The 23,174-nt window shown below is 73.1% G+C and carries 23 protein-coding genes and 1 pseudogene; 13 read left to right on the top strand and 11 right to left on the bottom strand.

What is annotated here, in order from left to right; genetic code table 11:
* Positions 1 to 594: pseudogene (locus JWR81_RS07715) on the top strand (hypothetical protein); the annotation flags it as partial.
* Positions 595 to 598: 4 nt separating this feature from the next.
* On the opposite strand, the gene JWR81_RS07710 reads toward JWR81_RS07715, so the two are convergent.
* Together JWR81_RS07710 and JWR81_RS07705 are read right to left on the bottom strand one after the other, a co-directional pair.
* Positions 599 to 778 carry a hypothetical protein gene (locus JWR81_RS07710; RefSeq protein WP_297648696.1) on the bottom strand — a complete coding sequence of 60 codons (180 nt, stop codon included), beginning with the start codon at positions 776 to 778 and terminating at the stop codon, positions 599 to 601.
* A gap of 54 nt (positions 779 to 832) precedes the next feature.
* On the bottom strand, positions 833 to 1,630 hold the full coding sequence (locus JWR81_RS07705) for a hypothetical protein (protein ID WP_297648693.1): 798 nt from the start codon (positions 1,628 to 1,630) through the stop codon (positions 833 to 835).
* A 132-nt stretch (positions 1,631 to 1,762) separates the two neighbouring features.
* Here JWR81_RS07705 and JWR81_RS07700 point away from each other — a divergent pair, with 132 nt between their 5' ends.
* From JWR81_RS07700 to JWR81_RS07690, 3 genes are read left to right on the top strand one after another with little or no spacing between them, the layout of a single operon-like run.
* The gene (locus tag JWR81_RS07700; RefSeq protein ID WP_297648690.1) at positions 1,763 to 2,575 is read left to right on the top strand and encodes a DUF3097 domain-containing protein; all 813 of its coding nucleotides are present in this window, start codon (positions 1,763 to 1,765) and stop codon (positions 2,573 to 2,575) included.
* 32 nt (positions 2,576 to 2,607) lie between these two features.
* On the top strand, positions 2,608 to 3,048 hold the full coding sequence (locus JWR81_RS07695) for an NfeD family protein (protein ID WP_297648687.1): 441 nt from the start codon (positions 2,608 to 2,610) through the stop codon (positions 3,046 to 3,048).
* A gap of 60 nt (positions 3,049 to 3,108) precedes the next feature.
* The gene (locus JWR81_RS07690) at positions 3,109 to 4,470 is read left to right on the top strand and encodes an SPFH domain-containing protein (RefSeq protein ID WP_297648678.1); all 1,362 of its coding nucleotides are present in this window, start codon (positions 3,109 to 3,111) and stop codon (positions 4,468 to 4,470) included.
* 71 nt (positions 4,471 to 4,541) lie between these two features.
* Here the strand turns inward: JWR81_RS07690 and JWR81_RS07685 are convergent, their stop codons facing one another.
* From JWR81_RS07685 to JWR81_RS07665, 5 genes are all read right to left on the bottom strand, one after another.
* A complete protein-coding gene (locus tag JWR81_RS07685; RefSeq protein WP_297648675.1) occupies positions 4,542 to 5,318 on the bottom strand; it encodes an energy-coupling factor ABC transporter ATP-binding protein in 777 nt (258 codons plus the stop codon).
* Entirely contained in the window at positions 5,315 to 6,079 is a 765-nt protein-coding gene (gene cbiQ, locus JWR81_RS07680) for a cobalt ECF transporter T component CbiQ (protein WP_297648672.1), read from the bottom strand. The genes JWR81_RS07685 and cbiQ overlap by 4 nt, the downstream gene beginning before the upstream one ends.
* Positions 6,080 to 6,442, bottom strand: a complete 363-nt coding sequence (locus JWR81_RS07675; protein ID WP_297648669.1) for a PDGLE domain-containing protein — start codon at positions 6,440 to 6,442, stop codon at positions 6,080 to 6,082.
* Complete coding sequence (locus JWR81_RS07670; protein WP_297648666.1) at positions 6,439 to 7,170, bottom strand: energy-coupling factor ABC transporter permease; 732 nt, start codon at positions 7,168 to 7,170, stop codon at positions 6,439 to 6,441. Before JWR81_RS07670 ends, JWR81_RS07675 begins: the two co-directional genes overlap by 4 nt.
* Positions 7,171 to 7,300: 130 nt before the next feature.
* Complete coding sequence (locus JWR81_RS07665; protein ID WP_297648663.1) at positions 7,301 to 8,140, bottom strand: glycosyltransferase; 840 nt, start codon at positions 8,138 to 8,140, stop codon at positions 7,301 to 7,303.
* 320 nt (positions 8,141 to 8,460) lie between these two features.
* Here JWR81_RS07665 and JWR81_RS07660 point away from each other — a divergent pair, with 320 nt between their 5' ends.
* The 5 genes from JWR81_RS07660 to JWR81_RS07640 all read left to right on the top strand — a co-directional run bounded on the left by JWR81_RS07660 (position 8,461) and on the right by JWR81_RS07640 (position 13,601).
* Positions 8,461 to 9,396, top strand: a complete 936-nt coding sequence (locus JWR81_RS07660) for a glycosyltransferase family 2 protein (protein ID WP_297648660.1) — start codon at positions 8,461 to 8,463, stop codon at positions 9,394 to 9,396.
* Positions 9,397 to 9,513: 117 nt separating this feature from the next.
* Complete coding sequence (locus JWR81_RS07655; RefSeq protein ID WP_297648657.1) at positions 9,514 to 9,891, top strand: hypothetical protein; 378 nt, start codon at positions 9,514 to 9,516, stop codon at positions 9,889 to 9,891.
* Between the two features lie 160 nt (positions 9,892 to 10,051).
* Positions 10,052 to 11,374: a hypothetical protein gene (locus tag JWR81_RS07650; RefSeq protein WP_297648654.1), complete on the top strand. Its 1,323-nt coding sequence runs from the start codon at positions 10,052 to 10,054 to the stop codon at positions 11,372 to 11,374.
* The gene (locus tag JWR81_RS07645) at positions 11,371 to 13,302 is read left to right on the top strand and encodes a hypothetical protein (RefSeq protein WP_297648651.1); all 1,932 of its coding nucleotides are present in this window, start codon (positions 11,371 to 11,373) and stop codon (positions 13,300 to 13,302) included. Before JWR81_RS07650 ends, JWR81_RS07645 begins: the two co-directional genes overlap by 4 nt.
* A complete protein-coding gene (locus tag JWR81_RS07640; RefSeq protein WP_297648648.1) occupies positions 13,299 to 13,601 on the top strand; it encodes a hypothetical protein in 303 nt (100 codons plus the stop codon). The genes JWR81_RS07645 and JWR81_RS07640 overlap by 4 nt, the downstream gene beginning before the upstream one ends.
* A 37-nt stretch (positions 13,602 to 13,638) precedes the next feature.
* Here the strand turns inward: JWR81_RS07640 and JWR81_RS07635 are convergent, their stop codons facing one another.
* Complete coding sequence (locus JWR81_RS07635; protein ID WP_297648645.1) at positions 13,639 to 15,138, bottom strand: NAD-dependent succinate-semialdehyde dehydrogenase; 1,500 nt, start codon at positions 15,136 to 15,138, stop codon at positions 13,639 to 13,641.
* A gap of 197 nt (positions 15,139 to 15,335) precedes the next feature.
* On the opposite strand from JWR81_RS07635, the gene JWR81_RS07630 reads away from it, so the two are divergent.
* The 4 genes from JWR81_RS07630 (at position 15,336) to JWR81_RS07615 (ending at position 20,677) form a co-directional block, all read left to right on the top strand.
* Positions 15,336 to 16,814, top strand: a complete 1,479-nt coding sequence (locus JWR81_RS07630) for a DHA2 family efflux MFS transporter permease subunit (protein ID WP_297648642.1) — start codon at positions 15,336 to 15,338, stop codon at positions 16,812 to 16,814.
* Between the two features lie 87 nt (positions 16,815 to 16,901).
* Positions 16,902 to 18,080: an acyl-CoA dehydrogenase family protein gene (locus tag JWR81_RS07625; protein ID WP_297648639.1), complete on the top strand. Its 1,179-nt coding sequence runs from the start codon at positions 16,902 to 16,904 to the stop codon at positions 18,078 to 18,080.
* On the top strand, positions 18,080 to 19,093 hold the full coding sequence (locus JWR81_RS07620; protein ID WP_297648636.1) for an acyl-CoA dehydrogenase family protein: 1,014 nt from the start codon (positions 18,080 to 18,082) through the stop codon (positions 19,091 to 19,093). The genes JWR81_RS07625 and JWR81_RS07620 overlap by 1 nt, the downstream gene beginning before the upstream one ends.
* A 12-nt stretch (positions 19,094 to 19,105) precedes the next feature.
* Positions 19,106 to 20,677, top strand: coding sequence for a serine/threonine-protein kinase (locus tag JWR81_RS07615; protein WP_297648631.1), 1,572 nt, complete (start codon positions 19,106 to 19,108; stop codon positions 20,675 to 20,677).
* On the opposite strand, the gene JWR81_RS07610 is transcribed toward JWR81_RS07615, so the two are convergent.
* From JWR81_RS07610 to JWR81_RS07600, 3 genes are all read right to left on the bottom strand, one after another.
* Entirely contained in the window at positions 20,662 to 21,378 is a 717-nt protein-coding gene (locus tag JWR81_RS07610) for a bifunctional 2-polyprenyl-6-hydroxyphenol methylase/3-demethylubiquinol 3-O-methyltransferase UbiG (RefSeq protein WP_297648628.1), read from the bottom strand. The genes JWR81_RS07615 and JWR81_RS07610 overlap by 16 nt on opposite strands.
* 61 nt (positions 21,379 to 21,439) lie before the next feature.
* On the bottom strand, positions 21,440 to 21,910 hold the full coding sequence (locus JWR81_RS07605; RefSeq protein WP_297648625.1) for a pyridoxamine 5'-phosphate oxidase family protein: 471 nt from the start codon (positions 21,908 to 21,910) through the stop codon (positions 21,440 to 21,442).
* A gap of 68 nt (positions 21,911 to 21,978) precedes the next feature.
* Positions 21,979 to 23,145 carry a cobalamin-independent methionine synthase II family protein gene (locus tag JWR81_RS07600; protein ID WP_297648622.1) on the bottom strand — a complete coding sequence of 389 codons (1,167 nt, stop codon included), beginning with the start codon at positions 23,143 to 23,145 and terminating at the stop codon, positions 21,979 to 21,981.
* Between the last annotated feature and the right edge of the window lie 29 nt (positions 23,146 to 23,174).

The following is a 23,174-nucleotide window of genomic DNA, read 5'->3' as shown; positions in this document are numbered from 1 at the left end:
GCGGAGGCCGTCGACCGGGCCGGTGCCGCGGCGCGGCAGGCGCTGGAGGCCACCGAGGCGCTCGGCGCGGCGCGCCGTCAGGCGCAGGAGGCGACCGACGCACGCGACGCGGCCGAGGCCCGGGCGGAGCGGGCCACGGACGACCGCGATCTCGCCCGGCGCGAGACCCGTGACGCCCAGCTCACCGCCGAGCGCCTGGCCGTGGAGCGGGACGCCGAGCGTTCCCGGGCGGACGAGGCCGTGACGGCCCGGCGGCGCGCCGAGGACCGGGCCGACGCCCTGGCCGCGGACCTCACGGTGGCGAGCCGCGCCGCCGACACCGCCGAGGCGCAGCGGGCGGCCGCGGTGACGCAGGCGGAGCGCGACCGGGAGGCGGCGGACGGTGCCGTCCGCGGTCTCGAGTCCCGGCTCGCCGAGGAGCGGGCGCGCGCCGTCGCCGACGTGCAACGGATGCGGACGGAGCTGCGCGTGGCGGAGGAGGCCCGCGACCGCGCCGTGGCCGACGCCGAGCGCTTCCGTGCCGAGCTGGAGCTCGCCCGCCCCAGTTTCGACGAGCTGCGGGCGCTCCTCGTGGCCGTCCGGCCCCGGACGTGAGCGGTCAGAGCCGCGGGTAGGAGCCGATCCGCAGCGTGCCGTCGGGGGCGGTGGACACGACGAACGCGTAGCGCTCGTGGGCCACCCGGCCGTCGTCGCGCCGGAACCGGATCACCGCTGTGACCAGGGACGGGGTGACGGCGGTGGCGCCCGGATCCACCGTGCAGTGAACGGGCGGCGCCACTCGCGCGCGGTTCTGTGTCGGCTTGCGGGTGTGGTGTCGGTTCGCCGGCGTGGATCAGACCAGGGGGCTGGTGGCCAGCACCCGGACGGCCTCGGCCACGGCGGCGCGGCGGGCGACGCGGACGGCGGTCTCGATGGGACGCAGTGCGTCGCGGCGGGCCTGGGCGGCGGAAGCCGACAGCGCGCCGCCGGGCTCGTCGACGGAGGCGGCGGCGAGGATGGCCTCCACCTCGTCGGCCTGCTGCAGAACGCGCAGCGCCTGCCCGGGCATGCCGGCCGGCCACAGCGACGCGGGCCGCTTGCGCAGCGTGGCCGCGATCTCCTCGCGCACGCCGGGACGGTGGCGGGCCACCCCCAGCGACGTGAGCACCGACGTGGACTGCCGCACCTGCTCGCGCAGGTCGCGCTCGGCCTGGCCGAGCGCCACGAACTCCGGCACGGGGCCGGGTTCGGGCACCGGGTAGACGGTCCAGCGCAGCACGCCCTCGGCCACCTGCGTGGGCACGATGCCGAGGGCGGCGTCCACGAACACCACGCCCTCACCGGCCGCCGTGGCCTCCCGGCTGAAGACACCGGGCCCCGGCAGCCCCCGCACGTCGCCCGGCGCCGGCAGCACCAGACGACCCGGGTTCTGCGGCGCGGCGCGGCGCAGCGCGGCCAGCAGGAACATCAGCGATGACACCGGCGAGCCGGGCTCGGGCAGCGACGTGGCCGCGGCCGTGGCGGGGTCGGCGGCCTGCACGTCGTGCGCGTCGGCCCACGGCGCGAGGGCGTCGAGGACGTCGTCGGGCGCCGCGGCGCCGGCGAGCCAGGACGACGTCCACACGGTGAAGGTGGCGGAGGGACAGGGCACCGCGCCAGGCTAACCACGTCCGGGGACCGGGGCACTCCGGCCGTGCGGGTGAAGACGAACACGTTGCGTGACCTCAGGTCGAGCTGCGTGTCGCTCCCGGGGTGGAGGGCGGAGCGCCGGTACAACTCTCCGGTGACCACCCATGACTACCGGGGCGTCTTCGGGTCCGACGGCACGCGCAGCGTGACCCGTCGCGTCATCCCGGAGGTGCCCGCCGAGCCCGGGCTCGTGGTGGAGGACCCGGCCAGCGGGTTCTGCGGCGCCGTCGTCAGCGCGAACATCCGCGACGTCACGCTCGAGGACCGGCGCGGCAACCGGCGCGTGTTCCCGATGGTCCCTGCGGGCTTCCTGTTCGAGGGCGCCCCCGCCACGCTCGTGCCCCCCGCCCGGGTGGCGCCGGCCGGCCCGGTGCGCTCGGCGTCGGGCTCGGTGAAGGTGCAGGGGCACAAGGCCCGCACCGCCCGGGCCGCGCGCATCTGGGTGGAGGGCCTGCACGACGCCGAGCTTGTCGAGCGGGTCTGGGGCCACGATCTGCGCGTCGAGGGTGTCGTGGTGGAGCCGATGCACGGCATGGACGACCTGGCCGCCGCCGTCGCGGAGTTCGAGCCCGGTCCGCAGCGCCGGCTCGGGGTCCTCGTCGACCACCTCGTCGCGGGGTCCAAGGAGACCCGGGCCGCGCAGAGCGTCGTCGGACCCCACGTGCTCGTCACCGGGCACCCCTATGTCGACGTGTGGGAGGCCGTGAAGCCCTCGGTGGTCGGCATCCGGGCGTGGCCGCGGATCCCGCGCGGCACCGACTGGAAGACCGGCGTCTGCGCGGCGCTGCGCTGGGGCGAGCCCGCCGACGGGGCCCGCCGCGTGCTCGGCGCGGTGCGCAGCTTCCGCGACCTCGAGACCCCTCTGATCGGGGCCGTCGAGGAGTTGATCGATTTCGTGACGGGCTGATCCCGACCTGTACGTTCTGGCAGGATCGGGGCATGGTCCCCGCTGTGATCTGGCTCATCGCGGGCATCGTGCTGATCGCGGCCGAGGTGCTGTCGGGGGATTTCGTGCTCCTCATGCTCGGCGGTGGCGCTCTGATCGCGGCGGGGGTGTCCGCGCTGGTCGGCGGCGTCGTCGTCGGGGGAGTGGTCTTCGCGGTGGCGGCGGGGCTGCTGGTGTTCACGGTGCGGCCGCCGCTGCGGCGCAGGCTCGACCGCAGCGTCGAGCACTCGGTGATGCACACGAAGAAGCTGGTCGGGGTCACCGCGGTGGTCGTGCGGCGCGTCGACGGGCACGGCGGTCAGGTGAAGATCGGCGGCGACCTCTGGTCGGCCCGCGCGCTCGACGGCGACGAGGTCATCGAGCCCGGCGAGCACGCCACCGTCATGGATATCGCGGGGGCCACGGCCCTCGTCGTCGGGACCCACCCGGCGTAGGGCAGGATCCGCGCCGCTGAGATCCAGCGGCCGAGGGCAATTCTGGGAGGCGGAACACCGGTGGACGGAAGTTCGGTCCTGTTGATCGTCGTGGTCCTGGTGGTGTTGCTGGTCGTCGTGTCGCTGGTCAAGGCGGTACAGATCATCCCGCAGGCCACCGCGGCTGTCATCGAACGACTGGGGCGGTTCAAGGGCACCGCCGATCCGGGCATGGTGTTCCTCGTCCCGTTCGTCGACAAGGTCCGCGAGCGCATCGACCTGCGCGAGCAGGTGGTGTCGTTCCCGCCGCAGCCGGTGATCACCCAGGACAACCTGACGGTCAACATCGACACCGTCGTCTACTACCAGGTGACCGATCCCAAGGCCGCGGTCTACGAGATCTCCGACTACATCGTCGGTGTCGAGCAGATCACCACCACCACCCTGCGCAACGTGGTCGGCGGCATGAGCCTCGAGGGCACCCTCACCTCGCGCGACCAGATCAACACCGTGCTGCGCGGCGAGCTCGACGAGGCCACGGGCCGCTGGGGCATCCGCGTCGCGCGCGTGGAGATCAAGGCCATCGACCCGCCCCGCTCCATCCAGGACTCGATGGAGCGGCAGATGAAGGCCGATCGCGAGAAGCGGGCCACCATCCTCACCGCGGAGGGCCAGCGGGAGTCGGCCATCCGCAGCGCCGAGGGCAACAAGCAGGCGCAGATCCTCACCGCCGAGGGCGCGAAGCAGGCGCAGATCCTCAACGCCGAAGCCGACCGCCAGTCGCGCATCCTGCGAGCGCAGGGTGTGCGGGCCGCCCGCTACCTGGAGGCGCAGGGCCAGGCGAAGGCCATCGAGAAGGTCTTCGCGGCGATCAAGGCCGGTCGTCCGACGCCGGAGCTGCTGGCCTACCAGTACCTGCAGACGCTGCCGCAGATGGCGCAGGGCGACGCCAACAAGGTCTGGATCGTCCCGTCCGACTTCGGCAAGGCGCTCGAGGGCTTCAGTCGCATGCTCGGCGCCCCCGGCGAGGACGGCGTGTTCAAGTTCCAGCCCTCGCCCGTCGAGGACACCGTCGGCCTGACCAAGCCGCAGGACGACGACGAGGACATCAAGGACTGGTTCAACACCACCACCGACCCGGCCATCGCCAAGGTCGTCGCCGACGCGGAGGCCCAGGCCCGCCAGCAGGTGCCCGCACTCGGCGCCCCGGTGCCGCCCACCCCGGGGCAGGCAACCCCGACGCCGGTGCCGCGGCACATGCCCCCGCCCGCCCAGCCCAAGAGCCTCAGCGACGGCGGCCCGGCGGAGCGTCCGCTGACGGAGAGTGCCACGCCCACCCCGCCCTGGGGCATCCCGCAGACGCCCGCACCCACGAAGGACGAGAGCAGCGAGGCCCCGGCTACGCGCCCCGGCTACCCGACGCCCCCACCGACCCAGCCCTGATGCCGACGAGCGGCACCCTCGTCCAGTAGTTCCCGACGAGGGAGGGTGCCGCACGTCCGTCGTGGTGAGCCTCAGGTGAGGGTGAAGCCGTAGGGGAGCTCCAGGCGGTGCCTCCGGAGCAGGTCCGCGTCGGACAGGAGCTCCCGGGTCGGGCCGTCGGCCACCACCCCGCCGTCGTCGATCACCACGCTGCGCGGGCACAGCTGCAGCGCGTAGGGCAGGTCGTGGGTGACCATGAGAATGGTCGTGCCCAGCCCGAGCAGCACGTCGGCCAGCTCGCGGCGGGCCACCGGGTCCAGGTGCGACGACGGCTCGTCGAGCACGAGGATCTCCGGCTCGCAGGCCAGCACGGTGGCCAGGGCCACGCGCCTGCGCTGGCCGCCCGAGAGGTGCAGCGGCGAGCGGTCGCGGTGCTCGGACATGCCGACGGTGGCGAGCGCGGCGTCCACGCGGGCCCGCAGCTCGTCGCCGCTCACGCCGAAGTTCGCCGGCCCGAACGCCACGTCCTCACCCACCGAGGGCATGAACAGCTGGTCGTCGGGGTCCTGGAACACGATCCCGACCCGGCGGCGGATCTCCTTCAGGTGGGCCTTCTCCACGGGCAGACCACCCACGGAGACGGTGCCGTGGCCCGCGGTGAGGATGCCGTTGAGGTGCAGGGACAGCGTGGTCTTGCCCGCACCGTTGGGGCCGAGCAGGGCCACGCGCTCGCCGCGCTCGATGCGCAGGTCGACGCCGAACAGCGCCTGGTGGCCGTCGGGGTAGGCGAACGCCAGGTCCTCCACGAGCAGCGACGGCGGCACCGCCGCGGCGGCGGTGGCGGTGGCGGGCCCGGGGGCGGCGGTCATGTGGTCATCCATCCGGTCACGGCCAGTGCGAGGGCCACCGCGGCGGGCGCGAGCCCGATCCGCCAGTGGCGGGCGGTGGTGACGTCGTCGGTGAGGCGGGGCATCTCGCCGGCCCAGCCGCGCGACAGCATCGCGAGGTGCACGCGCTCGCCGCGCTCGTAGGAGCGGACGAACAGCGCACCGACGCCGCGGGCGGTGGCCCCGATCTGCCAGAGGAACCGGGGGTCGTGCCCGCGCGAGATGCGCGCCAGCCGCATGCGCCGGGCCTCACCCGCGATGACGTCGATGTAGCGGAGCATGAGCGTGGCGATCGTGATCACCAGTGCGGGAACGCGCAGCCGCTGCATCCCGACGAGGACGTCGCGCAGGGGCGTGGTGGCCGCGAGCGTCAGTGACGTCAGCACGCCGAGCGTGCCCTTGACGAGGATGTTCCACGCCCCGAGCAGGCCCGGCTCCGACAGCGAGAGCCCCAGCCACTCGATCCGCGGCTCCCCGCCGGTGAACGGCAGCAGCACCGCGAGCACGACGAACGGGGCCTCGATGACCGAGCGCCGCAGGATCCAGCCCGGGGGGATCCCCGCCGCGGCCCGGACGGCGGCGAGCAGCACGAGGTAGCCCGCGAACACGCCGAACGCCTCGCGTGGGGTCGTCACCACGCAGACCACGCCGAGGAACGCGGCGATGATCTTGACCTCGGGTGGGAGCCGGTGGACGGCCGAGCGGCCGGGCAGGAACAACGGGTGGGAGTGCCCCGCGCCCACCTACTCCTCGCTCCGGCCGGCGGAGCCCCGGCGGCGCAGCACCCGGAACAGGCCACCGGCGACCACCACGCACACCACCACACCGAGGATCCCGGCGAGGCCGGTGGTGCCCTCGCCGCCGCCGACCGCGTAGTCGGCCAGCGGGCCGGCGGCGGTGGGGCTGTCCTGCGCGTTCTGCGCGATGCACGTGCCGCCCTCGGGCTCGCCACCGGCGTTCAGCACGCAGCCGTTGAGCGTGACGCTGTCCAGGCCGTCCGGGTCGGAGCTGGCGAAGTAGGAGAGGCCACCCGCGATGAGCAGGGCCACGGCGAGCAGTCCGGCGAGGAAGCCGAGGGCCCGCTTGTCGGCCGACGAGCGCGTCATCTCGCACCTCCGTCGGCGACGGCGCCCGGGCCACCGCGGCGCGGCACCAGCGGAACCCCGCTGCCGCGCAGCAGGTGGACGAGATCGGGCCGGGTCGCGGCGACCGCGCCGACGGTGGCGGCGGTGATGACGCCCTCGCCGATGCCGATGAGCGCGTGCAACCCGGCCATCAGCAGGAACACGGTGTCCAGCGACGCCCCGGCGGCGCCGCCGATCGCGTACTGGAGCACGAAGCCCAGCGAGGCGCTGACCGTCCCGAGCATCGCGGCGACGAACGCGGTGGCGAGGAGGCCGCCCCGCCTGCGCCGCGCGAACGAACGCAGGGCCATGGCCACGCCGTACCCGACGAAGACGCTGACCAGCGCCATGTTCGTGATGTTGGTGCCGAGCGCGGTGATGCCGCCGTCGGCGAAGAGCAGCGCCTGGACGACCAGGACGATCGCGATGCAGAGCGACCCGACCCAGGGCCCGACGAGGATCGCGACGAGCGCACCGCCCAGAAGGTGGCCGCTGGCCCCGGGCAGGATCGGGAAGTTGATCATCTGAACGGCGAACACGAACGCGGTGACGAGCCCGGCCATCGGTGCGGTGCGGTCGTCGAGGTCCCTGCGCGCCCGGTTGGCGGTCACGGCCAGGCCCACCACGGCGATCACGCCGAACAGGGCGGCGGTGGGGACGTTCACCAGCCCGTCACTCATGTGCATGGCGACCACGGTGCCCGTGTCCATGCCGACCTCCTCGCGCGCGAACCGGCCACCCGTGCGGATGACCGCGATCAGGCTAGACGCCGTTTCGGGGCATTCGCAAAGATTGTGCAGTAAGCGGCATCCGGGCGGTGCGTCCGAACCGTCCGAAGGGTCAGGCGGGCACCCGCTTGGCCCCCGACACCGCAGACAGCACCCGCCGGCGCGTGCGGTTCACCGGGGAGAGCAGCCTGCCCACGGTGCGGTCGATGCCGCGCACCTGGAACAGCGTGGAGTCGCCGAGCTCGTCCATGAGGGCCGCACGCTGGTCCGCGCGGCGCTCGGCGTCGTCACCGGACGCCGGTCGGCCGATGACGCGCACGGCGGCGAGGGGCTCGGGGAGGCCGAGGAACTCCCCGTACTGCAGCAGGCGCATCCACAGGTCCAGGTCGAGGATGTGGGAGCGGTCGGCCCGCCAGCCGCCCGCGGCGAAGAAGTCCTCGCGGCGGAACAGGACGTCCGCGGGCTCGCCGATGGGGTTGCCACCCTGGCGCACCACGCGCCGGGCGACCTCGACCCCCGTGCGCATGCCCGTGAGGCCGGAGAGCCCGCGCCGCGGGACGCGCACGCGGCTCTCCTCGTCGATGAGGTGCCTGCGGGAGGCGACGACCGCGAGGCCCGGGTCCGCGTCCATGGCGGCCACCTGGAACTCCAGGCAGCGGGGGTGCAGCAGGTCGTCGGCGCAGAGCAGCTTGACCAGCGGCGCCCGGCTCAGCTGCACCGCGCGGTTCCAGCACTCGGCCTCGGGGAGCACCGTGGCGGTGCGCTCCACGCGGATGCGCGGGTCGCCCGCGGCGCGCGCCACCATGCCGCTGCGGTCGGGGCTCGCGTTGTCGAGCACCACGATCTCGAAGTCGCGGTAGGTCTGGTCGAGGACGCTCCCGATGGTCTCCGCGAGCACGTCCTCACCGCGGTGGACGGGGATGCAGACGGAAACGTCGGCGAGCGGCAGCACGCGCCGACGGTACCGCGACCCGCATCCGCGCTCCGGGAACACCTGCGCCCGTCACTCACCCCGTGCACGCGTCCGGGACCGCGTGTCGGCCCAATCCGGGGTATCCGTAGAGTGCATGCGGCAGACGCAAGAATGTTACGACCGAATGTACTACTCCGACTGCTCCGAATGGGGCTCACTTGTCGCAAAGATGTTACGTAACGCGACGGGGTGCCGCGGAGATAAGTCCAGTGATGACGAGTGTCCTGGGCGATGACCACGGGCAGCGACCGATACTCGGGCGCGAGCAGACCGCAGGTGCGGCAGGGGGGAGAACGGTGATGCAGCGCAGCGGAAACCCACGCGTATCCGTGGTGGTGCCGACCCGCAACGAGGCGCGCAACCTGGAGGTCGTCCTACCGGCGATCGCCGCGGTGCGACCGGCGGTCCACGAGATCATCGTCGTCGACGGCCACTCGGTCGACGGCACGATCGAGACCGCCCAGCGCGTCCTTCCGTGGGTCAAGGTCATCACGCAGACGCGCAAGGGCAAAGGCAACGCGATGGCCTGTGGTTTCGCCGCGGCCACGGGCGACGTGATCGTCATGTTCGACGCCGACGGATCGGCCGATCCGGCCGAGATCCCGGCGTTCGTACGTGCGCTCGTCGCCGGCGCCGATTTCGCCAAGGGCAGCCGTTTCGTGCGCGGGGGAGGCAGCGACGACATCACGCTGCTGCGCAAGAGCGGCAACGCCGGGCTGAACGGCGTCGCGAACGCGCTCTTCGGCACGTCGTACACCGACCTCTGCTACGGCTACAACGCGTTCTGGGCCGACGTCCTGCCGACGCTCGAACTCCCGGCGATCGACCTGCCCGCGCCGGCCGAGGGCATGCTGTGGGGTGACGGTTTCGAGATCGAGACCGTGCTCAACTGCCGCGTCGCCGCGGCGGGCATGAAGATCACCGAGGTGCCCTCCATGGAGCGCGAGCGGATCTTCGGACAGACCAACCTCCGCACGTTCGCCGACGGCACCCGCGTGCTGCGGACCCTGGCGGCCGAGCGGCGTCGTGCCGTGCGCCGCCGGGCCGAGCGTGTGCAGGTCGAGGTGCAGTCCCGGGCGCTGACCCCGCCCGGTGGCATCCCCGTCGTGGCGCCCACGCCCGAGCCGGCCCCGGCGCGTCCGGCCGAGGTCACCCGGCGTCCGGCGCCCTCGCGCGTCACCGGCACCCGCGACGGCGCCCGGATCCGGCTCGCCCTGGAAGAGGAGGCCTCCTGATCGGGTGGCCCCCGATCGGAGACCGGCCGCCGGAGGCGGCCCACTACACTTCGACGGCATCCTGGTGCGCCGGAACGATCGGCGGATGACACCGACGGAGACGAACGGAGTACGAGCGTGAGCGTGACCTCCACGGCGGTGCTGACCCGTGCTCGGGTGGCCCGGCGGGTGGTGGCGCTGCTCCTCGTCGTGGCCGGAGTCCTCGCATGTGCCCTCAGCCTTCTCGGCGTCACCGGCGGGTTCCTCGGCGACTTCCGCTTCTACGTCACGCTGGCGTTCCTCATCCTGGGCCCGGGCTGGGCCGCTGCGGGCTTCCTGCGCCGCGCGCCCGCCGCGCACGTGTGGCTGCTCACGATCGGAGTCGGCGTCGCCACCACGTTGTTGGTCTCCCAGGTGATGGTCAGCGCCGGCATCTGGCGGCCCGCCGTCGCGCTGTACGCGATGACCGTGATCAGCATCCCGTTCCTGCTGCGGCACGCGGTGGTGGCCCAGTGAGGATCGGCCCAATGAGGATCGGCCCAATGAGGATCGGCTCATTCAGGATCGGCGCCGTGACCATCAATGCGGTGACCATCGATGCGGTGACCATCGACGTGGTGACCATCCCCGCTCGGGTGGTGGGCCCGGCCTCGTGACGTCACGCGCCCCGTCCTCAGTGGACCTCCCGGCGGCCGCCGCCCGTGCCGCCGTCCTCGACCCCGTCCCGTCGCGGGCGGGGATGAGCGACGGTCTCGCCCTCGCCCTGAGCTCGGTGCTCGGCTCGCTCGCCGGCTTCGTCAGCTGGCTGATCGCGGCCCGGCTCATGACGACGGCCGAGGTGGGTGACGCGCAGCTCGTCGTCTCCGCCCTGATCCTGGTGGGCGGCGCGGCCCAGCTGAACCTCGACGTCGGGATCATGCGCTGGATCCCGCAGGCCGGTGGCAGCACCGGCAGGCTCGTGTGGCGCAGCCTCCTCGTGATCATGCCGCTGTCCGCGCTGATCGGGCTGGTGTACGCGCTGGTGGCGCCGCGCATCGCCGATGTCACCGCCGGTCCGGGGGCGCCGTTCGCGCTGGGGCTGCTGCTGTTCGTGCTCGCCTGCGCCGGGTGGGGCGTCTTCGCCGTCCACGACTCGATCCTCGTGTCGCTGCACAGGCCATGGTGGGCCGTGTGGCGCAACGGGCTCTTCGCCGTCGCCCGGATCACGCTGCTCGTGGTGCTCGGCGGCGTCGCCGGGCTCGGTGCGTTCGGCATCGTCCTGTCGTGGGTCGGGCCCATCGTGGTGTGGGTCGGCGTCGGGTCGCTCGTGATCGCCGGGCTCACCCGCCGGGCCGCCGGCCACGCGGGGGTCCTGCCCCGGCGCGCCGAGGTGGTCGGGTTCCTCGGGCCCACCGCGGTCGGCCACCTGGGTGCGGCGCTGTTGTTCAACCAGGTCCCGTTGCTGGTCAACCTGCGCTTCGGCCCGGAGACCGGGGCCGTGTTCTTCATCGCCTGGCAGGCGGTGATGGTGGTGGACCTCGCCGCCACCTACTTCATGGCGCCGCTCGCCGTCGGTGTCGCGCGCGAGCCCCACCGCACCGCGGAGCTGGCCGCGGCGGCCCGTCGCAGGTTGCTGCTGCTGTTCCTGCCCGCCCTCGCGCTCGGTGCGGCGCTCGCGCATCCGCTGCTGCTGATCTTCGGCGGCGCCTACGCGCAAGCCGACGACGTGCTGCGGCTACTGCTGCTCGGGCTCGCGTTCAGGCTGGTCGTGGTGCACGAGCTCGGGGTGCGCCAGGCCGTCGGCAAGGCGATCGGCTTCGCCCGGCTGCAGCTCGTGAGCACGTTGCTCGTGCTCGTGGCGGCCGCCGTCACCCCGGTGGGCGGCGGGGGCGTGCCCGCGCTGCTGCCCGTGGCGATCGGCTACGTGGTCGTTCAGGTTCTGTGCGTGGCGGCGGTGGTCGTCCCGTCCCTGTTCTCCCCGGCGCGACGCCGGGCCGATGCGGAGGTGCTCGCGCCGTGACATCGACGCACACCCGGGGCGACGGTGATCGCCGCCAGGGCGGGGTCGACCCGGCGGCCTCGATGCGCCCCGGTGTCGACATCGACCCGCCCACCACGGCGCTGCCGATCCAGGTCGCGCCCGCCACGCCGCCGACCCCGCCCGCGCCGCCGGCGGCCCAGGCGTCGGTGGGCGTCTTCCGCTGGCTGTCGCCGCTTCTCGCGCTGCTGGCCGTGGCCATGCTGCCCATCGCCGCGGCCACCACCAACCTCGAGTCGCTCGACGGGTGGGGGCTGGCGAAGGTCCTCGGCCCGGCCGCCTGGGCGGCGCTGCTGCTCGCGGTCTCCGCATGCGTGGCCGAGCTGCGGTCGCCGCGCCCCCGGATCCCGATGCTCGGCACGGCCACGGGCGTGCTGATCCTCTGCTCCACCGGCATGCCGTCCGTGGTCGAGCCGGTGGCGCGGTTCTCCACCGCGTGGCTGCTCGCCGGCTTCACCGACTCCATCGCCCAGACCGGGGCGGCCCCCAGCGGCATCGACGCCCGGTTCTACTGGCCCGCGTTCTTCGCGCAATGGGCGTTCTTCCGCGACGCCGGCGGCGCCACCCAGCTCGACACGGTGCTGCGCTGGTTCCCGCCCGCGGTCGTCACCGTCTGGACCATCGGCATCTACGCGCTCGCCCGCTCCATGCTCGGTGGCAGCCGTGCCCCGTGGGCGGCGGCGTGGCTGTTCGTCGGGCTGAACTGGATCGAGCAGGACTACTTCTCGCCACAGGCCACGGGCATCGTGCTCATGGTCACGGTGCTGACGTTCGCGCTCGGCCCGCTGGCCACCCGCCGGACCGATCCCGCGGGTGTACCGGGCTGGCCACCACCGCACGAGGACGCCCCGCGGCTGGCGGTGTTCCGGCGCTGGATGGTGTCGGCGCTGACGCCGCCCAACCGGCCCACGCTGCCACCGCGCCAGCTGCTGCTCATCTACTTCTGTGCCTCGCTGTGCCTGCTGGCCGCCGCGCCGGAGCACCAGATCACGCCGTTCGCGATCGTGGGCCAGCTCGTGCTGCTCGCCGTCGTCGGCCGGTTCCGGGGCCGCGGCCTCATCCTGGTCGGCGTCGTGGCCATCACCGTGTTCATCCTCATCGAGGGTCGCGAGTTCTGGATCAACCAGCTGGGCCTGATCATCGGCAGCGGCGACCAGGGCGCGTTGCAGGCCGGCGTGGCCGACCGGCTGACCGGTGACACCGGGCAGGTCGTGGTGAAGTACCTGCGCGTGCTGGTGCCGGGCCTGACATGGCTGCTGGCCATCGTGGGCGCCTGGACCTACTGGAAGCGCCGTCGCGATCTCGTGCCGATCGGCCTCGCCGTCGTCCCCATGGTGTTCGCGGCCGTGCAGAGCTACGGCGGCGAGCTGATCCTGCGCATCGTGCTCTACGGCCTGCCCATCCTGTCCATCCTCGGCGCCGACGCGCTGCGCGCTCTCGTGCGCAACCGGGGCCGGTCCACGGAGATCGTGCTGGCCGTGGGCATGGCCGTGCTGTTCGGGGTGCTCGTCCTCATCCGCGGCGGCAACGACTCCTACCAGGTCGTGTTCCCGCAGGAGGTGGCGATGTACCGGCAGGTGTCGGCCGAGACCCCGAAGGGCGGCCAGATCGTGGCGCTCAGTGGCCTGGGCCCCACCGGCGTCGTCGGGCTGAACCTCCACGGCAGCGGCGTGCTGTTCGGTCAGTGCGTCAACCTCGCCGACGATCCGATCCGGTGCGCCCGCTCGACCAACGCGCCCGCGGCGATCGTGTCCTACACCTCGATCGAGAAGCAGGGCGTGTACCTCTACGGGAAGAACCCCGGCTGGTCGCTCGCGGTGCTGCAGCAGCTCGTGGCGTCGGGGCGGTACGTGATCACCTACCAGGACGGCTTCAACTGGGCCGTGAAGCAGGTCGGAACCCCGGCATGACCATCAACCCGGCCCACGACATCTGGGTGTGGGGCGCCGCGGCGCTCTTCCTGGTGCTGATGGGCTCGCGCGCCTGGGTGGTGGAGACGAGCCGCACGCGCCTGGGGCGGACCTCCGCCAAGGCCAAGGCGCTCTCGGGTGCCATCGTCGTCTCGCTCGCCGGGCTGGTGGTGCTGCTCGGGCTGCAGGGCGGCGACCTGCTGGTGACCTCGATCGTCAACGGCACCGACCCGTCGGCCGCCTACTACGGCACGGCGCACGCCGCCCCGGCCGCGCCGGCCCCGACCACCGGCGGCTGACCCCATGCTCGGGCAGGGGCCGCCGCCGGACGGTCGCTCAGCCGCCGAACGCGATGGCCACGTACTTCGTCTCGAGGAACTCCTCGATGCCGATGCGGCCGCCCTCGCGGCCCAGGCCCGACTCCTTGACCCCGCCGAACGGGGCCGCCGGGTTGGACACCAGGCCGGTGTTGAGCCCGATCATCCCGGACTCGAGCTGCTCCGACACGCGCAGGGCGCGGGTGATGTTCTCCGTGAACAGGTAGCTGACCAGCCCGAACTCGGTGTCGTTGGCCGCGGCGACCGCGTCGTCGTCGGCGTCGAAGACGGTGATCGCGGCGACCGGGCCGAAGATCTCCTCGCGCGACAGGCGCGCCTCCAGCGGCACGCCGGTGAGGACCGTGGGCCGGTAGAACCAGCCCGGCCCGGCCACCGCGTCGCCGCCGACGACCACCGTGGCGCCCTTCGCGACGGCGTCGCCGACGAGGTCGGTGACCTTCTCCCGGCCCTTCGCGTCGACCAGCGGACCGACCTGGACACCGTCGTCGGTGCCGCGGCCGACGGTGAGCGCCCCCATACGGACCGCGAGCCTCTCGGCGAAGGCGTCGGCGACGGAGCGGTGCACGAGGAACCGGTTGGCCGCGGTGCAGGCCTCGCCCATGTTGCGCATCTTGGCCTGCATCGCGCCCTCGACGGCCTTGTCCAGGTCGGCGTCGTCGAACACGAGGAACGGGGCGTTGCCGCCGAGCTCCATCGATGTGCGCAGCACCTTGTCGGCGCACTGCTCCAGCAGCTTCTTGCCCACCGGCGTCGAGCCCGTGAACGACAGCTTGCGCGCCCGCCCGTCGCGGATGAGGGGCTCCATCACGCCGCCGGCGTCGGAGGTGGTGACGATGTTGAGCACGCCGTCGGGCAGGCCGGCCTCGGCCAGGATCGCGGCCAGCGCGTGCATCGACAGCGGGGTGAGCTCGGAGGGCTTGAGCACCATCGCGCAGCCCGCGGCCACGGCCGGACCGATCTTGCGGGTACCCATGGCCATCGGGAAGTTCCACGGCGTGATGAGCAGGCAGACACCGACGGGCTGCTTGTGCACCAGGAAGCGGCTGTTGCCGGCCGGGGCCACGGCGTACCCGCCGTCGATGCGCACGGCCTCCTCCGCGAACCAGCGGAAGAACTCGGCGGCGTAGGTGATCTCGCCCTTCGCCTCGGCGAGCGGCTTCCCCATCTCCAGCGTCATCACCAGCGCGAGGTCCTCGATCCGCTCCATGATGATCTCGTACGCGCGCCGCAGGATCTCCCCGCGCTCGCGCGGCGCCATCGCGGCGAAGGACGCCTGGGCGGCGGAGGCGGCGGCGAGGGCGTCCATCCCGTCCTCGGGGGACGCGTCGGCCACCTCGCAGAGCGCCTTGCCGGTGGAGGGGTCCTCGACCGTCAGTGTGCGGCCTCCTGCGGCGGGGCGCCACGAGCCACCGATGAACAGACCGGTGGGCACGGCATCGACGACCCGGGCCTCGTCGCCGGGGCTGTGATCGGCTGAGTTCGTCGCGGAGTTCGTCATGGTCGCGATGGTGCCATCCGGCGCGCTTCGTGGCAGCAGCGGCGAGAAGCGTGTTCCGCGTCATCCCGTGTTTCGCGGACCGATTAACCATGACGGTTCCGTCGGTCTCATCCCATAGCCTGATTTCAGCCTGATTTCGTGCCTGTCCGTGCCCGATCGGCCGGCCGGCGCGCCACCAGCGACACAGAGGAACCACCGTGACCGACAGCACCGAAGTTCGTCTCGGGGAGACGGGCGCCGCGGACGTACCCGCCGCGATGAGCGCCCGTGACCGCACGGTCATCGGGGTGCTGCTCGTGTCCACGTTCGTCGTCATCCTCAACGAGACGATCATGAGCGTGGCGCTGCCGGTGCTGCTCACCGACCTGCGCATCGCCGCGAGCGTCGGACAGTGGCTCACGGCGGGCTTCCTGCTCACGATGTCGGTGGTCATCCCGATCACCGGCTACCTGATCCGCCGCATCTCCACGCGCGTCCTCTACGGCGCGGCGATGGGACTGTTCAGCCTCGGCACCCTGGTGGCGGCGCTGGCCCCGGGCTTCGGGGTGCTGCTCGTCGCCCGCGTGGTGCAGGCCTGCGGCACGGCGATCATGCTGCCGCTGCTCATGACCACCGTGATGACGCTCGTGCCCCCGGCCCGCCGCGGCGCGATCATGGGCAACATCTCGATCGTCATCTCGGTGGCCCCCGCGATCGGCCCCACCGTGTCCGGCGTCGTGCTCAGCCTGCTCGGCTGGCGCTTCATGTTCTGGCTGGTGCTCCCGATCGCCGTGGTCACCCTCGTGCTCGGGATGCGGCGCATCGTCGACGTCGGCGAGCCGGTCGACACCCCGATCGACATCCCGTCGGTGCTGCTGTCGGTGTTCGGCTTCGGCGGCCTCGTCTACGGGCTGAGCAGCATCGGCCAGGAGTCGGGCGCCACCTCCGCCGTCGTCACCTGGGCACCGTTCGTGGTCGGCGTCCTCGGGCTCGCGGCGTTCGTCGCGCGCCAGATCGTGCTGCAGCGCACCGACCGCGCCCTGCTCGACCTGCGCACGTTCCGGGCCCGCACGTTCACCACGGCCACCGTGCTCATGATGCTGATGATGGCCACCCTGCTGGGCACCATCGTGCTGCTGCCCATCTACATGCAGACGGTGCTGGGCCTCGGCCCGTTGGACACCGGCCTCCTTCTGCTCCCGGGAGGGCTGCTGATGGGCCTGCTGGGGCCGGTGGTCGGCCGGCTGTACGACCGGGTCGGGGCGCGGGCGCTGCTGGTGCCCGGTGCCATCGCCACGAGCCTGGCGCTGTGGTCCACCACGCTGTTCACCGCTACCAGCTCCGTCTGGCTCGTGCTGGGCTTCCACCTGCTGCTCAGCGCCGGGCTGGCGTTCGTGTTCACCCCGCTGTTCACCGCAGGCCTGGGTGCGGTGCCGCCGCACCTCTACTCGTACGGCAGTGCGATCTTCGGCACCACGCAGCAGCTCGCGGGTGCCGCCGGCGTGGCCTTGCTCGTCAGCGTGCTGAGCCTGCGGTCCGCCGCGCTGGCCGGCGCGGGCGCCTCGGTGGCGGAGCAGACCGCGGGTGGCGTTCACACCGCGTTCCTGGTGGCGGCCGTCCTGTCGCTGGTCGCGGTGGCCGGCGCGTTCCTGGTCCGGACGCCGGCGCAGGAGGGTGTTCCGGCGCCCGTCCACTGACCGGCGAGCGGCTCCCCGTCCGGCGGGAGCGCCGCTCGTCGTCGGGGCAGGGGTGCCCTCGCGCCCGGGATGTCGCAGGATGGGGTCGTGACGCAGACACTCTCGCGGTTGCCCGCCCTCGTCCCGCCCCCGGTCGACCTGCCGCCGCGCGCGGCGCAGCTGCGGGCCGAGGTGCGGGCGTTCCTCGACGAGGAGCGTGCCGCGGCAGCCTGGTCGCCCCGTGCTGACGTCTGGCTCTCCGGCTGGGACGAGCGGTTCACCAAGGAGCTGGGCCGCCGCGGCTGGCTGGGCATGACCATCCCCGTCGAGTACGGCGGCAAGGGCGCCACCCCGCTCGACCGGTACGTCGTCACCGAGGAGCTGCTCGCGGCCGGTGCGCCGGTGGCCGCGCACTGGGTGGCCGACCGCCAGATCGGCCCCACGCTGATGCGCTTCGGCACCGAGGTGCAGCGGCAGAAGTTCCTGCCGGGCATCGCCAGGGGCGAGGTCTACTTCGGAATCGGCATGAGCGAACCCGACTCGGGATCGGACCTCGCGAGCGTTCGGACGAAGGCCGAGAAGGTCGACGGCGGCTGGGAGCTCACCGGCACCAAGGTCTGGACGTCCGGCGCCCACCACGCCCACGCGTTCTTCGCCCTGGCCCGCTCGGCGCCGAGGGACGACCAGAACCGCCACGCCGGGCTGAGCCAGTTCATCGTCGACCTGCACGCCCCGGGTGTGCAGATCCGCCCGATCCCGCTGCTGACGGGCGCCCACCACTTCAACGAGGTGGTGTTCGACCACGTCTTCATCCCCGACGACATGGTGCTGGGCGAGATCGGGTCGGGATGGCACCAGGTCACCAGCGAGCTCGCGTTCGAGCGCAGCGGCCCGGAGCGCTTCCTCTCCACGTACCCGCTGCTCACGGCCCTGGTCGGCGAGCTGGCCGCCGGTCCCGTCGACGCCGGCACCCGTCGCGAGCTGGGTGCGCTCGTGAGCCGCGTGTGGGCGTTGCGCCGGATGTCGCTGGCCATCGCCGGGGCGCTGGAGTCGGGGGAGGCGCCCGAGCTGGCCGCGGCCGTCGTCAAGGACCTGGGCACGCGGTACGAGAACGAGGTGGTGGACGCCGCCCGGCTGCTCGTCGACACTCCACCGGATCCCGGCGCGCCGGACGGGTTCGCCCGGCTGCTCGCCGACGCGATCCAGCACGCCCCGGGGTTCACCCTGCGCGGCGGGACCAACGAGGTGCTGCGCGGCATCGTCGCGCGCGGGATGGGACTGCGCTGATGACCGCCGCACTGAACACCGAGCTCATCGAGCTGGCGGAGAGTGTCTTCGCCGACGCCGCGTCGTCCGACACCGGGTTCGACGGCAAGCTCTGGAAGACCCTCGAGGAGACCGGACTCGCCCGGCTCACGCTGCCCGCCGGCTCGGGCGGCAGCGAGGCCTCGTTCGCCGATGCCGCGATCGTGCTGTCCGCGGCGGGGGCGCACGCCGCGCGGGTGCCCCTCGTCGAGACCGACCTGCAGGCCGGCTGGCTGCTCACCAGCGCGGGCATCCCGATCCCCGACGGCCCGCTCACCGTGGCCACCGGGGACCTCGACATCGCCCGCACCCATGAGCGCGCCTCGGGCACGCTGCGACGGGTGCCGTGGGCGCGGTCGGCGAGCGTCGTGATGCTCGTGGGCGACAGCGTCCTGCTGTTCGACCGGGCCGGCCTCACCGTCACCGACGGCACGAACGTGGCCGAGGAGCCGCGGGACACCGTCACCGTCGACGGGGCGGTCACGGCGGCGTCGGTCGGCGACCACGCCGGTACCGAGCTGCGGCTGCGGGGCGCCCTGGGCCGAGCGTGCCTGCTCGCCGGGGCGGCGCGGGGCGCGCTGGCCGCGTCCGTGCGGTACGCGGGGGAGCGGGTGCAGTTCGGGCGTCCGATCGGGCGGTTCCAGGCGATCCAGCAGCAGCTCGCGCTGGCCGCGTCGGAGGTGGCGGCCGCGTCCGCAGCGGCTGATGCCGCCGCCCGGGCGGCCGACGCCGACGGCGTGGTGGCGGCGCAGTTCGCGATCGCCGCGGCCAAGGCCCGCACGTCGGAGGCCGCCGGTGCGGTGGCCCGGATCGCCCACCAGGTGCACGGCGCCATCGGCTTCACGCGCGAGCACGACCTGCGGCTCGTCACCACCCGGCTGTGGGCCTGGCGCGACGAGGACGGCTCCGAGGCCGAGTGGAACGACGTGGTCGGCGAGATGGCCCTGGCGGCCGGAACGGCAGGCCTCTGGCCCATGATCACCGGAACCCCGTAGCCTGCACGAACGATGGACCCTGCATCGGATGATCTCACGGATGATCAGGCCACCCTCGGTCGCTACCGCGTCGAGGGCCGGCTCGGTGCCGGGGGCATGGGCACGGTCTTCCGCGCCGTCGACGAGTCGGGGCGGCGCGTCGCGCTGAAGGTGGTGCACGCCGAGCTGGCGGCCGATCCCGGCTTCCGCGAGCGGTTCCGACGCGAGGTCCAGCTGGCGGCCATCGCGCCCGCGTGGTTCACCTCCCCGGTCCTCGACGCCGATCCCGACGCGGAGCAGCCCTGGCTGGCCTCGGCATTCGTCGAGGGGCCGTCGCTGCAGTCCTATGTCACCGAGCAGGGGCCCCTCGGCGAGCAGGGCGTCGCCGCGCTCGCCGTCCGGATGGCCGACGGGCTGGTCGCCCTGCACGAGGCGGGGCTCGTGCACCGCGACCTCAAGCCGTCCAACGTCATGCTGGCCGACGACGGGCCGCGGCTGATCGACTTCGGGATCTCCCGGGCAGCCGACACCACCGCGCTCACCCAGACCGGCCACGTCATGGGCACGCCCGAGTACATGTCGCCGGAGCAGGCCGGGGGCTCCCGGGACATCGGGCCGGCGAGCGACATGTTCTCGTTCGGGTCGCTGATCGTGTTCGCCGCCTCGGGACGCTCGCCGTTCGCGGCCGACTCCGCCGCGGGGTCGCTGTACCGCATCGTCTACTCCGAGCCCGACCTCGGACCGCTCACGGGGCGCGTGCGCGAGGCCGTGCACGCCTGCCTGACGAAGGACTCGGCCGGCCGCCCCACGGCGTCGCAGGTGCGCGGGTTGCTGCAGGCCGACGCCGCCCAGCCGCCCGATCCCGCGCAGCCCGATCCCACGGTGGTGCTGCCCGTGGCACCGCCCGGGGCGAACGGTGTGCCGACCGCCGCGGTCCCGGCCGCCTACCCGCAACCCCATCCGGCCTCCGCCTCACAGACGGTGATCGGGCCGCCTGCCGGCCCACCCCCGATGCCGTCGGTGCGACCCGGCCCCGCGCGGCGCCCGTGGCTCATCCCGGCCGCGGTCGTCGTGGCCCTCGTCCTGCTGGCCGGGGTCGCGCTGACCGCGGTACTGCTGTCGCGCGGGAGCGCCACCACCGTCGCCGACCCCCCGCCCGCACCGGCCGCCCCCACCGACCCCGGCACGGGCCCGAGCGCGTCGTCCGATCCCGCCGCGGGCGTCGACGTCGTCGACGCGCAGACCGACGGCCGCTTCGGCACCGGCGGTGCCCGTTTCGCCACGCCGAGCCGCAACATCGACTGCTCGATGACCGCCGACGTGGTGCGCTGCGACGTCATCACCCGCACCTGGCGGCTCCCGCCGAAGCCGGCCGGCTGTTCTGGGGCCTACGGCGACGGCGCGGTGCTGCGCGGCTCCGGGCAGGGCGAGCTGTCGTGCGTGAGCGACACCGTCGCCGATCCCGCGCTGACGGTGCTGGACTACGGCACGGGCGTCCGGTTCGGCGGCGTCGTGTGCGTCAGCCGCGAGAGCGGCCTGCGCTGCGAGAACACCTCCACCGGGCACGGGTTCCGGGTGGCGCGCGCGTCCTACGACCTGTTCTGACCGACGACCGCCGCGGTGCGGCGGGCCCTCAGCACGGCGTCGTGAATGGTGAGGCTACGGCCCTCGGGGTCGACCGCCGTCCGGGCGCGCTCCTCCTCCACGAGCACGGTCCACGCGCCCGGCTCCAGCACGGCGGCCACGTCGGAGGCGGTGAAGAGCCAGTCGGGCAGCCGCATCCGGTCCATGTCGGTGTCGAGGTCCGACGGGTGGTGCCCCACCACGAGCAGCGTGCCGCCGGGTGCCACCGCGGCCGCCAGCCGCTCGTGCAGCGGGATGCGCTGCACGCTGGGGAGGTGCATGAAGTGCGCCGTCACCAGGTCGAAGGCACCGGCCGGGGGGACCCACTCCGTGGCGTCGGCCAGCCGGAAGGTGATGCGGTCGGCGACGTCAGCGGCCTCGGCGTGGGCGGCGGCCCGGCCGAGCGCCACCTCGGACAGCTCGGTGGCCGTCACCTGCCAGCCGCGGTGCGCCAGCCAGATCGCGTCGGCGCCCTCCCCGCAGCCGATCTCCAGCGCCGTGCCCGGGGTGAGATCCGAGACCTCGTCGACGAGCTGCGGGTTGGGGTTGCCGCTCCAGATCGCGTCGGCCTCGCTGTAGCGGGCGTCCCAGAACGCCGCGTCGAAGACGGGCGGGTGGTTCTCCTCGAAGTCCGAGGCCCGCATCAGGCCGTGTCCGTGTCCGTGGTCGTGTGTCGAGGTCATGCCGACGAGAGTGCACGCTGCGGCGCCGGATCGACAACTCCCGTTGCCACTCCGGCAAACGTCAGCGCGGGAGCTTGCGGAAGTCCCAGCTCGTGACCTTCTCGGGCACCAACCTCATCCACGCGTGCCGGCCGTCGTTGACGACCTGGCCGCCCGTGTAGCGGTCGGCGAAGGCCTGCTGCGGGCCTTCCAGCTCCGGCACGTCCTCGCCGGTACGCGGCACCTCGCCGACCACCTCGACCTTCCCGCGCAGCTCCACGCCGCGCAGCTCCATGTAGTCCTCGCCCGCGTCGACGACGACGGCGATGCGCGGGTCCTTCTGCAGGTCGATCCAGCGCTGGCTGCGCGACAGCGAGGTGAGCCACAGCGCGCCGTCGTGCCACACGTACCAGAGCGGCGTGGCGTGCGGCCCGTTCGTGCCGACCGTCGCCACGCGGCAGATGCGCTCCTCGGCGAGGAAGGCGTCGACCTCGTCGGGCGTCATGGCGATGGCGCGCGACCGGCGCTGGGGTTTCCTCGACTGCTCCGTCATGCCTCGGACGCTAACCGTTCGTGCGCGGAAACCGTGGCCGGGGCGACGGTTTCCGCGCACGAGGTGCGTCACCGCCAGAGGCGCTCGCTGGCGATGCGCGCACCCTCGGACAGCGCGCGGAACTTCTCCCAGACGACCGTGGGATGCACCTCGGGGTGGAACGACGCGCGGGAGGAGAAACCGCAGTCGGCGCCCGCGATGACGTTCTCCTTGCCGACGATCCCCGCGTAGAGCTCGAGGGTGTCGGCGATCAGCTCGGGGTGTTCGACATAGTTGCTCGCGTGCCCGAGCAGCCCCGGGATGAGGATCTTGCCCTCGGGCAGCGCGATGTCGCGCCAGATCTTCCACTCGTGCTGGTGGCGCGGGTTGGCCACCTCGAACGAGTACGCACCCGCGTTGATCTTCAGCATGAGCGGGGCGATGTCGCGGAAGTCGAGGTCGTGGATGCGCGGGCCGTGGTTGAGCCCGTAGCAGGTGTGCAGCCGGATCTTCTCCGGCGGGATGCCGCGCAGGGCGTGGTTGAGGATCTCCACGTGCTGTTCGGCGTCGGCGCGGCGCTGCTCGGGGGTGGTGTCCGGGTTCTCCGAGAGGTACTCGATCAGCCACGGGTCGTCGACCTGCAGGAGGAACCCGGCGTCGACGATGGCGAGGTACTCCTCGCGCAGCGCCTCGGCCACCGCGGCGAGGTAGTCGTGGTAGTTCGCGTAGTACTCGTTGCGGCCGAACCCGCTGGGGCTCGTGGAGGGCAGGAAGGCCTCGGTGACGGCGCCGTCGGGCTGGCCGGCCAGCGCGGCGCGCAGGTTGTCGACGTCGATCTGCAGCTGCTCGTGGCCGTTGTAGCTGATCGGGCCCGTGCAGACCATGGTCATCATGGGGCTGACCTGGTCCTTGTACTTGCCCAGGTAGCCCTCGTAGTAGCCGGGGAAGGCGTCGATCTCGACCTGCCACGACGGCGGCATCAGGCGCTCGCCCTGGCTGGCGTCGAAACCGGCCAGGCGGTCCTTCACGTAGGTCAGGAAGCTGACCTTGCTCATCTCACCGTCGGTGACGACGTCGAGGCCGGCGTGCACCTGTTCGGTGACGACGTCCGACACCGCGGTGGTGACGCGCTTCGCGTAGCCGTCCGCGTCGTAGGGGCGGCCGTGCTCCTTCTCCCGCATGATCTCGAGCAGGTCGTGCGGCCTTCCGAGGCTGCCGACGTGGGTGGACAGGATCCGCTCCGTGCTCCGCTGCATGGTTCCGGGACGGTAGGAGCAGTGCGGCC

The organism is Pseudonocardia sp. (assembly GCF_025965585.1).
Classification (GTDB): Bacteria; Actinomycetota; Actinomycetes; order Mycobacteriales; family Pseudonocardiaceae; genus Pseudonocardia.
This window is presented reverse-complemented; position numbering and strand designations above follow the sequence as displayed.